General features: G+C 67.2%; 12 protein-coding genes. 11 read left to right on the forward strand and 1 reads right to left on the reverse strand.

Translation table 11 applies throughout. From position 1 onward, the window contains the following. Positions 1–110: 110 nt before the first annotated feature. The 9 genes from AC1DQP_RS10130 (at position 111) to AC1DQP_RS10170 (ending at position 8,898) form a co-directional block, all read left to right on the forward strand. A complete protein-coding gene (locus tag AC1DQP_RS10130; RefSeq protein WP_457318196.1) occupies positions 111–272 on the forward strand; it encodes a DUF2934 domain-containing protein in 162 nt (53 codons plus the stop codon). Beyond that, complete coding sequence (gene glgX / locus AC1DQP_RS10135) at positions 269–2,401, forward strand: glycogen debranching protein GlgX (protein WP_457318197.1); 2,133 nt, start codon at positions 269–271, stop codon at positions 2,399–2,401. Before AC1DQP_RS10130 ends, glgX begins: the two co-directional genes overlap by 4 nt. Next, entirely contained in the window at positions 2,398–3,315 is a 918-nt protein-coding gene (locus AC1DQP_RS10140; RefSeq protein WP_457318198.1) for an NAD(P)/FAD-dependent oxidoreductase, read from the forward strand. The genes glgX and AC1DQP_RS10140 overlap by 4 nt, the downstream gene beginning before the upstream one ends. 160 nt (positions 3,316–3,475) lie before the next feature. After that, positions 3,476–4,336 carry an STAS domain-containing protein gene (locus AC1DQP_RS10145; protein ID WP_256774415.1) on the forward strand — a complete coding sequence of 287 codons (861 nt, stop codon included), beginning with the start codon at positions 3,476–3,478 and terminating at the stop codon, positions 4,334–4,336. A gap of 1 nt (position 4,337) precedes the next feature. Beyond that, on the forward strand, positions 4,338–4,703 hold the full coding sequence (locus tag AC1DQP_RS10150) for an STAS domain-containing protein (protein ID WP_256774414.1): 366 nt from the start codon (positions 4,338–4,340) through the stop codon (positions 4,701–4,703). Next, entirely contained in the window at positions 4,700–5,101 is a 402-nt protein-coding gene (locus AC1DQP_RS10155; protein ID WP_457318200.1) for an anti-sigma regulatory factor, read from the forward strand. The genes AC1DQP_RS10150 and AC1DQP_RS10155 overlap by 4 nt, the downstream gene beginning before the upstream one ends. Next, positions 5,092–6,108 (forward strand): ATP-binding protein, encoded by a 1,017-nt coding sequence (locus AC1DQP_RS10160; RefSeq protein WP_457318201.1) that lies wholly within the window; start codon positions 5,092–5,094, stop codon positions 6,106–6,108. Before AC1DQP_RS10155 ends, AC1DQP_RS10160 begins: the two co-directional genes overlap by 10 nt. Further along, positions 6,105–6,965: a sensor histidine kinase gene (locus AC1DQP_RS10165; protein ID WP_457318202.1), complete on the forward strand. Its 861-nt coding sequence runs from the start codon at positions 6,105–6,107 to the stop codon at positions 6,963–6,965. The genes AC1DQP_RS10160 and AC1DQP_RS10165 overlap by 4 nt, the downstream gene beginning before the upstream one ends. Next, positions 6,952–8,898, forward strand: a complete 1,947-nt coding sequence (locus tag AC1DQP_RS10170; protein WP_256774410.1) for a hybrid sensor histidine kinase/response regulator — start codon at positions 6,952–6,954, stop codon at positions 8,896–8,898. Before AC1DQP_RS10165 ends, AC1DQP_RS10170 begins: the two co-directional genes overlap by 14 nt. A gap of 56 nt (positions 8,899–8,954) precedes the next feature. Here AC1DQP_RS10170 and AC1DQP_RS10175 read toward each other — a convergent pair whose 3' ends face one another. Beyond that, positions 8,955–9,914: a cation diffusion facilitator family transporter gene (locus tag AC1DQP_RS10175; protein ID WP_256774409.1), complete on the reverse strand. Its 960-nt coding sequence runs from the start codon at positions 9,912–9,914 to the stop codon at positions 8,955–8,957. A 149-nt stretch (positions 9,915–10,063) separates the two neighbouring features. On the opposite strand from AC1DQP_RS10175, the gene AC1DQP_RS10180 reads away from it, so the two are divergent. Together AC1DQP_RS10180 and AC1DQP_RS10185 are read left to right on the forward strand one after the other, a co-directional pair. Then, entirely contained in the window at positions 10,064–10,687 is a 624-nt protein-coding gene (locus AC1DQP_RS10180; protein ID WP_256774408.1) for a sigma-70 family RNA polymerase sigma factor, read from the forward strand. Then, positions 10,684–11,376 (forward strand): ChrR family anti-sigma-E factor, encoded by a 693-nt coding sequence (locus tag AC1DQP_RS10185; protein ID WP_478051526.1) that lies wholly within the window; start codon positions 10,684–10,686, stop codon positions 11,374–11,376. Before AC1DQP_RS10180 ends, AC1DQP_RS10185 begins: the two co-directional genes overlap by 4 nt. The last annotated feature ends 181 nt before the right edge of the window (positions 11,377–11,557 follow it).

Below are 11,557 nucleotides of genomic sequence, written 5' to 3' on the forward strand. Positions count from 1 at the left end.
AACGTACTCACCGGCCTGTCTGTAGATATTCAAGCCGTTGGCATTCCCCTGCGGGTGCTGTCTGCGGACAGCCCCGTGACCGTGTTGATCCACCAATGAAGCCGGGACCCATGGAAGAGCAAGAACGACGCGAACGCATTGAAGAACTGGCGCGCCAGATCTGGGAGGCCGAGGGCCGCCCGAACGACCAGCACCTGCGCCATTGGGTGATGGCCGAGCGCCTGCTGGAGGCCGAACTGCAGGCCGCCACGGGCAAGGAGCGTGGCCAATGAACGGTCGGCCGACGGTGCAAACCTCCCGCCTGCGCGCGGGCCGCCCCTTCCCGCTGGGGGCCACCTGGGATGGGCTGGGGGTCAATTTCTCGCTCTACAGCCGGCACGCCACCAAGGTGGAGCTGTGCCTGTTCAACGAGCGCGGACGCGAGGTGGAGCGGATCGTCCTGCCCGAGTACACCGACGAGATCTGGCACGGCTACCTGCCCGATGCCCGCCCGGGCCAGCGTTATGGTTACCGCGTGGACGGCCCGTACGCACCCGAAGCGGGCCATCGTTTCAACGCCAACAAGCTGCTGCTGGATCCGTACGCCCGGCAGATCGTGGGCCAGCTCAAGTGGGCGCCGGCGCTGTTTGGCTACACCGTCGGGCACCGCGACAAGGACTTGAGCTTCGACAAACGCGACAGCGCTCCGTTCATGCCCAAGTGTGCGGTGGTCGATGACGCCTTCACCTGGGGGCGGGATCGCCCGCCGGGCGTGGCGTGGGAAGACACGGTCATCTACGAAGCGCACGTGCGCGGCCTGACCATGCTGCACCCGGACGTGGCCGAATCGGCGCGGGGCACGTTCTCCGCGCTCAAGCAGGACGGTTTGCTGGACCACCTGAAACAGCTCGGCGCCACCGCGCTGGAACTGCTGCCCATCCACGCCCATGTGGACGACCAGCACCTGCTGGAGCGCGGCCTGCGCAACTATTGGGGCTACAACACCCTGGCCTTCTTCGCGCCGGACCCGCGGTTGCTGTCAACCCATGCGATCGCCGAGTTCAAGCAGATGGTGGCCTGCGTTCACGCCGCCGGGCTGGAAGTGATCCTGGACGTGGTCTACAACCACACCGCCGAAGGCAACGAACTGGGCCCGACCCTGTCCTTCAAGGGCATCGACAACGCCAGCTACTACCGGCTGGCCGACAATCCGCGCTACTACATCAACGACACCGGCACCGGCAACACCTTCGACCTGACCAACGCCGGCGCGCTGCGCATGGTGATGGACTCGCTGCGCTACTGGGTGCAGGACATGCACGTGGACGGCTTCCGCTTCGACCTGGCCACCATTCTCGGCCGCGAGCGCTCCGGCTTCGACCCGTCGGGCAGCTTTCTCGACGCGGTGCGCCAGGACCCGGTGCTGAGCCAGGTGAAGCTGATCGCCGAGCCGTGGGATATCGGCCCGGGCGGCTACCAGCTGGGGCAGTTCGCGCCGGGCTGGGCCGAATGGAACGACAAGTTCCGTGACAACGTGCGGGCACTGTGGCGCGGCGATGGCGGCCAACTGGCCGAGTTCGCCACGCGCATCATGGGCTCGGCCGACCTGTTCAATCACAAGGGTCGACGCCCGGCGGCGTCGATCAATTTCGTTACCGCCCACGATGGCTTCACCCTCAGCGATCTGGTCAGCTACAACGACAAGCACAACGAGGCCAACGGCGAAGACGGACGCGACGGCAGCGACCACAACATCTCCTGGAACCACGGTACCGAAGGCCCGACCGAGGATCCCGACGTGCTGGCACTGCGTGCGCGGCAGATGCGCAACCTGCTGGCGAGCCTGCTGTTCTCGCAGGGCACGCCGATGCTGCTGGCCGGCGACGAGTTCGGGCGCACCCAGCAGGGCAACAACAACGCCTATTGCCAGGACAACGCGCTGACCTGGATGGATTGGGCGCAGGCCGGCTCGGAGCCCGGCGTGCGCCAGGCAGCGTTCGTGCGCAAGGCGCTTAAGCTGCGTCGCCGCTATCCGCAGCTGCGTCGCGGGCGCTTCCTGGACGCGCGTGACGACATGGCCGATACCGCGATCGAATGGCTGCGCGCCGATGGCGGGGTCATGCACGAAGCGGACTGGAACGATCCCGAGGCGCGCGTGCTGATGCTCAAGATGGGCGGCAACGCGCTGCAGGGCGGTGAACCCGGCCCCGAGCATGAAACCCTGCTGTTGCTTTTCAACGCCGGCCATAGCGAGGTGCGCTTCGATGTGCCGGTGCTGCCCGGGCGGCATTGGCGGGTCCTGCTGACCAGCACCGACGGCCCCGTCCCGGCGCTGGACCCGCAGGGCGGGCTCACGCTGCCCGAGCGGAGCATGGGCCTGCTGACCAGTCGCCGGGTGCGTGCTCCCGAGAGGACCCCATGATTGCCATGACCCCCGCGCAGACCGGCAAGTACGACGTGGTGGTGGTGGGCGGCAGCTACGCCGGCATGTCCGCCGCGCTGCAACTGGTGCGGGCGCGTCGCAACGTGCTGGTGATCGATGGTGGCACGCCACGCAACCGCAACGCGCTGGTGGCGCATGGATTCCTGGGCCGGGAGGGGATCGCGCCTGCGGAGATCGCGATGCAGGCACGGCAGGAACTGATGGCCTATCCGACCTTGACCTGGCTGACCGCAACGGCGGTGGCTGCGTCGGCCGAGCCGGATACGCCGTTCAAGATCACCTGCGAGGGCGGTCAGACATTCAGTGCCGACCGTTTGATCCTTGCCTATGGGGTGACCGATGCGCTGCCCGATATCGACGGGGTCGCCGAGCGCTGGGGACGCAGCGTGCTGCACTGCCCGTACTGCCACGGCTATGAGCTGTACGAAGGCCGGATCGGGGTGATCGGCTGTTCCGACGATGGCGGCGCAGGGCAGGCGCTGCTGCTGTGCGACTGGGGCCAGGTGACCCTGTTCTGCAGCGAGGCAGACACGCGTATCGATGCAGAACAACGCCGCCGTCTGGACGATTGCGGGGTGGTGATCGAATCCACGCCGGTGCGATGCGTGGATGAGACCGCCACCATCGTCCTCGAGGACGGACGCCGCCTGCCGATGGACGCGTTGTTTGTCTCGCCGCGCTCCACGCTGTCCAGCGACCTGGCCGAGCAGCTCGGCTGCGAGCTCAAGGACGCTGGCTGCATCACCGCCGACTCGGCCAAGCAGACCACCGTGCCGGGCGTGTTCGCCTGCGGCGACGCAGCGCGCATGGCCGGCAATATCGCGCTGGCGGTGGGCGAGGGCGCCTTGGCCGGCGTGGCCGTACACCATTCGTTGATGGGCTTGCTGGACTGAACGACGCGGTATTTTCTGAACGAGTCAGGGATCTGCACGGATCTTTCACGGAACGCGCGGCAACGTATCGCCTCATGAACCTGAATTGATTTAAGCTCGCGTGCTGGCGCGCATTCATGTGAAGTGCGTCACTTTTTGATCCCCTTTCCAGGAATGCCCCATGGCGGCTTTGCAGCAGCGCACGATCGACCTTATCCGTAGTCAGCAGGAACAGCTGCTGTCCAAATGGATGGAAAACCTGACCTCCGGAAGTCAGGCGCAGGACAACCGGCTGTCCCAGCGCGAGCTGGAGACGCAGGCACGCGAGTTCTGGCGCTTGTTCCTGGAGGCCATCTCCACTGCCAACGCCGGCACCGTGGGCGCCCGAGAGTGGCAGGACACCCGCCGCTTCCTGGAAGATCTCTCGCGCGATCGGGTGCTGAAGGGCTTCAATTCGACGGAGACGGCCAGCTTCCTGTTCTCGCTCAAGCGCCCGTTGTTCGAACTGGTCCAGCAGGGCTATGCCGCCGATGCAGCGCAGCTGGGCGACCAGCTCTGGGCGATCTCCGAGCTGCTGGATCTGCTCGGCCTGCACAGCGTGCAGGCGTTCCAGAAGACCCGCGAAGACGTGATCCAGCGCCAGCAGGAAGAGATGCTGGAGCTGTCCACCCCGGTGGTGAAGCTGTGGGAAGGCGTGCTCGCGCTGCCGATGATCGGCACGCTGGATTCGCAGCGGACCCAGGTGGTGATGGAATCGCTGTTGCAGCGGATCGTCGATACCGGCTCGGAAATCGCCATCATCGACATCACCGGCGTGCCCACCGTGGACACGCTGGTGGCCCAGCACCTGCTCAAGACCGTCACCGCGATCCGCCTGATGGGCGCCGATGCGATCATCAGCGGCGTGCGCCCGCAGATTGCCCAGACCATCGTGCACCTGGGGCTGGACCTGCAGGGCATCGTGACCAAGGCCAATCTGGCCGATGCACTCGCCCTGGCGCTCAAGCGCACCGGGCAGACGGTGGTGCGGGCAGAGCGCTGAGATGGAACGTATTCCGATTCTGCAGATGGGCGACCTGCTGCTGGTGACCATCCAGGTGGACATGCACGATCAGCTCGCGCTGACCCTGCAGGACGACCTCAGCGAGAAGATCCGCCGCACCTCGGCGCGCGGCGTGCTGATCGATATTTCCGCGCTGGATATCGTCGACTCCTTCATCGGGCGCATGATTTCCACCATCTCCGCGATCGCGCGGATCATGGACGCCACCACGGTCGTGGTCGGCATGCAGCCGGCCGTTGCGATCACCCTGGTCGAGCTGGGCCTGACCCTCAGCGGGGTGCGGACCGCGCTCAACGTCGAGCGCGGGATGAAACTGCTGCAGCGCACCGATGACGACGCGCCATGACCGCGCCCAGTGGGACGCTGCCGATCCGCGTTGAGCAGGACGTGGTGCTGGCGCGCCAGGCTGCGCGGCAGGTGGCCGTGGCCTGCAAGCTGCGCCTGATCGACCAGACCAAGTTGGTCACCGCCGCCAGCGAACTGGCGCGCAATGCCGTGATCTATGGCGGCGGTGGCACGATGGACTGGGAAATCCTGGAGAGTGGGCTGCGCAAGGGCGTGCGCTTGGTCTTCGCTGACCAGGGCCCGGGCATTCCCGACCTGGCGCAGGCGCTGACCGATGGCTGGTCGTCCGGGTCCGGCATGGGCCTGGGGCTGTCCGGTTCGCGCCGGCTGGTGGACGAGTTCGAGCTGGAGAGTGCGCCCGGCGAGGGCACGCGCATCACGATCACCAAATGGACCTGAACTTCGCCGGCCAGGTGACGCGGGTGGTGGCGGTCGAAGAAACCTCGCAGGTAGGACAGGCCCGGCGCGAAGCGCTGGCGCTCGCCGAGCAGGCCGGTTTCAACGAAACCGATGCGGGCCGTGTTGCCCTGGTGGCCACCGAACTGGCCACCAATGTGATCAAGCACGGGCGGGGCGGGCGCATGCACCTGTCGCTGGTCTGCGGGCGCAGCGGCCTCGGTGTCGAGCTGTGCGCGATCGATGCGGGCCCGGGATTTTCACTGGCCCACTGCCTGCCCGATGGCTATTCCACGGGCGGCACCCAGGGCATCGGTCTGGGCGCGATCGCACGCCAGGCGACGCTGCTTGATGTCTGGTCCGATGCCAGGGGCGCGGTGATCGTGGCGCGGATCTATCCCGGCCGCGCGACGGCCGCCATTGATCTTCCGTACGGTGCGCTGCGCATTGCCATGCGTCATGAAGTGGCCTGTGGCGATGGCTGGCACCTACGCGCGCAAGGGCCGTCGGTGGCGGTCACGATGATCGATGGCCTCGGCCACGGGCTGCAGGCGGCGGACGCCGCGCAGGCCGGCGTGGCTGCCGCTGCGCAGGCCACCAGCTTCGATGCGCCCGGCCTGATCGGCGCGTTGCATGCCGGCATGTCCGGCACCCGCGGTGGCGCGGCGGCGGTGGCCAGTATCGACACGCAGGCCGGCAGCATCCAGTTCGCGGGCATCGGCAACATTTCCGCCACGCTGTGCGAGCCGACCACCTCGCGTGGCATGGCCTCCCATCCCGGCATCGTCGGGGTGCAGTTCCGTAAAGCCCAACCCTTTCATTTTCACGCACCCGCAGGCACGCTTCTGGTCATGCACAGCGATGGACTGCAGGCCCGTTGGAGCCTGCGTGACTACCCCGGCCTGTTCCACCGCCACCCCAGCGTGATCGTGGCGGTATTGCAGCGCGATTTCGACCGTGGCCGCGACGACGTCGGCATCGTGGCCCTGCGTCCTGGAGACCTGCATTGACTACCGCCCCTGACCCGCACGAGCTGCAGACGTTGCGCCTGGAGGCCGACGCGCTGCGTGCCGAGCTGGAGGAGACCAACCAGGGGGTGCTGGCGCTGTATGCCGAACTGGACCAGCAGGCCGAGCAGCTGCGCGAGGTCTCCGAGCTGAAGAGCCGCTTCCTGTCGTACATGAGCCATGAGTTCCGCACGCCGCTGGGTTCGATCCTGAGCATGACCCGGCTGCTGGAAGACGGCATGGACGGCCCGCTCACCGACGAGCAGCGCCGCCAGGTGCGCTTCATCAGCGCCTCCACCAGTGAGCTGCGCGAGATGGTGGATGACCTGCTGGACCTGGCCAAGATCGAGGCCGGGCGCATCACGATTTCCCCGGCGTGGTTCGATCTGATGGACCTGTTCTCGGCGCTGCGCGGCATGTTCCGCCCGCTGGTGGAGGGCAACCAGGTCGACCTGGTGTTCGACGATCCGCCCGCGCTGCCGATGCTGTACACCGATGACAAAAAGCTGGCGCAGATCCTGCGCAACTACATTTCCAACGCCATGAAGTTCACCCCGAATGGCCAGGTGGTGGTTTCGGCACGCCTGGAAGGCGAGCACTCGGTCCGCTTCAGCGTGCGCGATACCGGCATCGGCATTCCTGCCGAGCTGCAGTCCACCCTGTTCGAGGACTTCGTCCAGGTCGACACGCCGTTGCAGAAGCGTCTGCGCGGTACCGGGCTGGGGCTGTCGCTGTGCAAGCGCTTCGCCGAGTTGCTGGGAGGGCATGTGGGCGTGGACAGTGTGGTCGGCGAGGGCTCGGACTTCTATGTGATCCTGCCGCTCACGCTCGCCACGGAGGCTGCCGATGCCGCACTCTGACCGCATCCTCGTCGTGGACGACAACGTCGCCACCCGCTACGCGGTGCGCCGCGTGCTGGAGCACCATGGGTTCCGCGTCGAAGAAGCCGGTACCGGTGGCGAGGGACTGGCCAGGCTGGCTGCGCAGGACTTCGGCGCGCTTGTGCTGGATGTGAACCTTCCTGACATGAGTGGCTTTGACGTGGTGCGGCAACTGCGCGAGGACGCGCGCATGCGGCTGCTGCCGGTGGTGCACGTTTCGGCCGCGTCCATCGCTACCGGTGACCTGATCACCGGCCTGAACGCCGGTGCCGATGCCTACTTGATCCATCCGGTGGACCCGGACGTGCTGCTGGCCACGCTGCGCACGTTGCTGCGCGCCCGACGTTCCGAAGAAGCGCTGCGCGAGGCCGAGGCGCGGTTCGGCGAGATTTTCCGCCAGATCAATGCACCGATCGCCGTGCTGGATGCGTCCCTGCGCTCCCATGATGCCAACGATGCCTTCGTGCGCCTGCTCGGCATGGATGCCACCCAGCCGGGCGCGCTGGAATCGCTTCTGGACGAACAGGCCGCGCCCCTGGCTGCCCTGAAAGTCGCGCTGGCCGAAGGCGAGCGCTGGCAGGGCACGTTTACCCTGCGCGCAGGCGCCGACACCCGCATCACCGAATGGCGCGTGACGCCTTACCATGCACCGGGCCAGGGCCTGGTGCTGATCGAAGACACCACCGAACACCACGCGCGCGAGTCCGAGCAGCGCCAGGAGCTGGAAACCGCGACGTCGGAGCTGGCCTTCCAGATCGCCGAGCGCCAGCGCACCGAGGTCGAGCTGCTGCAGGCGCAGAAGATGGACTCGCTCGGCCAGCTTACCGGCGGCATCGCGCACGACTTCAACAACCTGCTGACCACGATCATCTCCGGCCTGGACATGATCGAGATGGCCGTCTCCAGCGGCAAATGGGACAAGGCCTCGCGGTATGTCGAGATCGCCACCGGCTCGGCCCACCGCGCGGCGGCGCTGACCCAGCGGATGCTGGCCTTTGCCCGCAAGCAGCCGCTGGACCCGCAGACCTTCGACGTGGTCGCGCGGATCCGTTCGCTGGAAGACATGCTGCTGCGCTCGATCGGCGAGAACATCGAGCTGGACCTGGAACTGGGGCCGCAGCCGATGGTGGCCGTGGCCGATCCGAACCAGTTCGAGAACGTGATCCTCAACCTGGTGATCAACGCGCGCGATGCGCTGGGCGGGCAGGGGCTGATCCGCATCCGCGCCGACCGTACCGAGATCGAGCGCGATCATGAGCTCGCGCCGGGTCATTACATCAGCGTCAAAGTCCTGGACAACGGCATCGGCATTCCGATGGAACTGCTGACCAAGGTGTTCGAGCCCTTCTTCACCACCAAGCCGCAGGGCGAGGGCACCGGGCTGGGCTTGTCGATGACCTACGGGTTCGCCCGCCAGTCCGGCGGCAGTGCGCGCATCGCCAGCGAGCGCGGCGAAGGTACCGAGATAGAACTGCTGCTGCCGGAAGGCGAGCTGGTCGGCATCGACGAACAGAAACCTGTTCCCAGCCAGGTCCCGCGTGGCAGTGCCGAACGCATCCTGCTGGTGGACGATACCGATTCGGTGCGGATGATGGTGCGCGAAATGCTGGTCGAGGCCGGTTACCAGGTGGTCGAGGCGATCAATGCGCAGCAGGCGTTGCTGGAGCTGCATTCGACCCGCGAGGTGGACCTGCTGCTCTCCGACGTGGGCCTGCCGGGCATGAACGGGCGCGAGCTGGCCGATGCCGCGCGCGTGTTGCGGCCGCATCTGCCGGTGCTGTTCGTCACCGGGTATACCGAGGGCGCGGCGGTGCGCAACGAGTTCCTCGGCACGGGCATGTCGCTGCTGCCCAAACCGTTCAGCGTGATCGAACTGCTGCGCAGCGTGCGCCAGATGTTCGCGCCGGCCTGAGCGGCCCCGCGCGGGCTGGCCCACCTGCGCTGCAGGGGGCCGCGGGCCGCAACGGGTCAGGGGCTCGGCTTGGGTTCGCCCAGTTCCGCCCGCCGCGCCCGGAACACCTCCGGCGTCTGCGGCTTGATGAACAGCGCCACCAGCTCCGGGTATTCCTGCTTTACCGCCTTTTCGATCCGGGTGATGCACGCCTCGATCTGCGGGGTGGTCCGGTCGTCCTCGAATTCGGCACTGAGCATCGCCACCACCTGGTCCGGACCCATCTGCATGGTGGTGACGCCGTTGGCGTTGCGCAGGTCCGGGTCGGTATTGGCTACCGCCAGGATGCGCTTGGCCACGCTGGGATGGGCCGGTTCGCCGACCAGCAGGCCCTTGGTTTCGCGCGCCAGAAGGAAGGCAGTCACCGCCAGCACCCCGGCGATGCACAGCGAGGCCACGCCATCGAGGATGGGCATGTCCAGCAGCTGCGCGGCCACCAGGCCGATCAGGGCAAACCCCAGGCCGAGCAGGGCAGCGCTGTCTTCCAGCAGCACGGTGAACGTGGTCGGGTCCTTGCTGCGCCGGAAGGCTTCGAAGTAGCCCAGCGTGCCCTTGGTGGCGCGGAACTCGCGCAGGGCGATCCACCAGGAGGTGCCTTCGAACACGATGGAGACACCCAGCACCGTGTAGCTGATCAGGTGGTTGGTGGCCGGCTCGGGGTTGCGGATGTGCTGGATGCCCTCGTACGCCGAGACGCCCGCGCCGGCGGCGAACACCAGCAGGGCCACGATGAAGCTCCAGAAGTACAGCTCGCGCCCGTAGCCGAACGGATGCACGGTATCGGGCTTCTGCTCGGAGCGGCGCAGGCCGTACAACAGCAGCAGCTCGTTGATGGTATCCACCAGCGAGTGCACGCCCTCGCTGAGCATCGCCGAGCTGCCCGACAGCCCGGCGGCGACGAACTTGGCGATGGCGATGCACAGATTGCCGGCAAGCGCGGCATAGATGACAAGACGGGAGCCGGACGGCTTGGCCATGGCGGGGACGGGTTGAATGGGGGAGCTACATGATCCCCAAGCGCCCGTACCGGCGGCGTGCAGGGCGGAAATGGGCGCGGCGTTGCATCCAATCGGCCCGCTGGCCCGTACACCCCATGCCTCCCTACACACGGCGTCATCCACCGCAGATGTATCGTCAACCCGACCCGCCGCCCTTTTCCTTCGACGCCGCCCGTATCGTGTCCGTTTCCGCCCAGCCCACCGGCGTGCTTCCCGACTGGACCCAGGACATGGAGGGCGTGGCGCGGCTGCGTGACCGCGAGTGCTTCATCCGTATCTACGACCATTTCATGCCCCGCCTGTGCATCTACCTGCGTGGCCGTGGCGCCCCGGACGGCACCGCCGAGGAACTGGCGCAGGAAAGCCTGCTGCGGCTCTGGCTGAACGCGGCCGACTTCGACGCCTCGCGCAGCGCGCTCAGCACCTGGCTGTACCGCATCGCGCGCAACCTGCACATCGACCGCTTCCGCAGCGAGCGGGGCTGGCTGCAGGCCCAGGAGGCGGTCGAAAATGCGGCCCTGGATGATCCGCCCGAGCGCACCTCCGCCGAGCAGTTCGCCGACCACGCGCGCCTGCGCCAGCGGATCAACGAGCTGCCGGCCATCCAGGCACGGCTGGTGCGGATGTCTCATTTCGAAGCCAAAAGCCACAGCGAAATCGCCCAGGCGCTGGGGATGCCGCTGGGCACGGTCAAATCCCACCTGCGTCGGGCATTCCTGCAGCTGCAGTCCAGCGTCGGGAGTGCGCCATGAATCCCCGCCACCACCTGCATGAATCGACGTTGATGAGCTACGCCGCCGGCGCCTTGCCGACCGCGCTCAGCATCGTGGCCAGCACGCACCTGGAAAGCTGCGCGCATTGCCGGCACGTGTTGCGTGACGCCGAGGCCATCGGCGCGGCCTTGCTGGACCAGACCCAACCGGCATCGCCCAGCGCGCGCCAGGCGGCATTGCGCGAGGCGATGCTGGCGCAGCTGGACAGCGAGGATGTGCCGGACGATCCGGTGCGCGATCTGCGGCCGCCGACCGCGTCGGCACCGCCACGTGGTTCCGTGCAGGCCCATCCCGATGCGCTCCCGGTCTCCCTGCATCCGTACTTCGGTCCCTCGCTGCGCGACGTGCGCTGGCGCTGGATCGCGCCCGGCGTGCACTGCATCCGCGCCGCCGACATGCCGTCGTTGATCATGCTGCGCATCGCCCCGGGCAAGTGTCTGCCGATGCACAGCCACGGCCAGAGCGAGCTCACCCAGATCCTGCGCGGCGCCTACAACGACGCATTGGGCATCTTCGGCCCAGGGGACATGGCCGACCTGGATGAAGACGTCGAGCATCAGCCGGTGACAGCACCGGGTGCGCCGTGCATCTGCGTGTCGGCGCTGGATGCGCCGCTGCGTTTCAGCGGCTGGTTGGCGCGCAGCATGCAGCGTTTCGTGAAACTCTAGCGTTCGGCCTTGCCAAGGATCTCCTGATGCCCGCCACCTCCCGCCTTGATGTTCTGATGACCGGTGCCAGCGGACTGGTCGGGCAAGGCGTGCTGCGCGCCTGCCTGGCCGCAGCGGATGTCCAGCGCGTGACGGCGTTGGTCCGCCGCAGCGGTGCGGTGGCGGACGGCGTGGAGGAAAT

The organism is Stenotrophomonas sp. P5_A8, from assembly GCF_056400545.1.

Bases quoted from the DNA above. Each gene is read 5' to 3' on its own strand.
- AC1DQP_RS10130 (WP_457318196.1), top strand. From the start codon at position 111: ATGGAAGAGCAAGAACGACGCGAACGCATTGAAGAACTGGCGCGCCAG.
- glgX (WP_457318197.1), top strand. From the start codon at position 269: ATGAACGGTCGGCCGACGGTGCAAACCTCCCGCCTGCGCGCGGGCCGC.
- AC1DQP_RS10140 (WP_457318198.1), top strand. From the start codon at position 2,398: ATGATTGCCATGACCCCCGCGCAGACCGGCAAGTACGACGTGGTGGTG.
- AC1DQP_RS10145 (WP_256774415.1), top strand. From the start codon at position 3,476: ATGGCGGCTTTGCAGCAGCGCACGATCGACCTTATCCGTAGTCAGCAG.
- AC1DQP_RS10150 (WP_256774414.1), top strand. From the start codon at position 4,338: ATGGAACGTATTCCGATTCTGCAGATGGGCGACCTGCTGCTGGTGACC.
- AC1DQP_RS10155 (WP_457318200.1), top strand. From the start codon at position 4,700: ATGACCGCGCCCAGTGGGACGCTGCCGATCCGCGTTGAGCAGGACGTG.
- AC1DQP_RS10160 (WP_457318201.1), top strand. From the start codon at position 5,092: ATGGACCTGAACTTCGCCGGCCAGGTGACGCGGGTGGTGGCGGTCGAA.
- AC1DQP_RS10170 (WP_256774410.1), top strand. From the start codon at position 6,952: ATGCCGCACTCTGACCGCATCCTCGTCGTGGACGACAACGTCGCCACC.
- AC1DQP_RS10175 (WP_256774409.1), bottom strand. From the start codon at position 9,914: ATGGCCAAGCCGTCCGGCTCCCGTCTTGTCATCTATGCCGCGCTTGCC.
- AC1DQP_RS10180 (WP_256774408.1), top strand. From the start codon at position 10,064: ATGTATCGTCAACCCGACCCGCCGCCCTTTTCCTTCGACGCCGCCCGT.
- AC1DQP_RS10185 (WP_478051526.1), top strand. From the start codon at position 10,684: ATGAATCCCCGCCACCACCTGCATGAATCGACGTTGATGAGCTACGCC.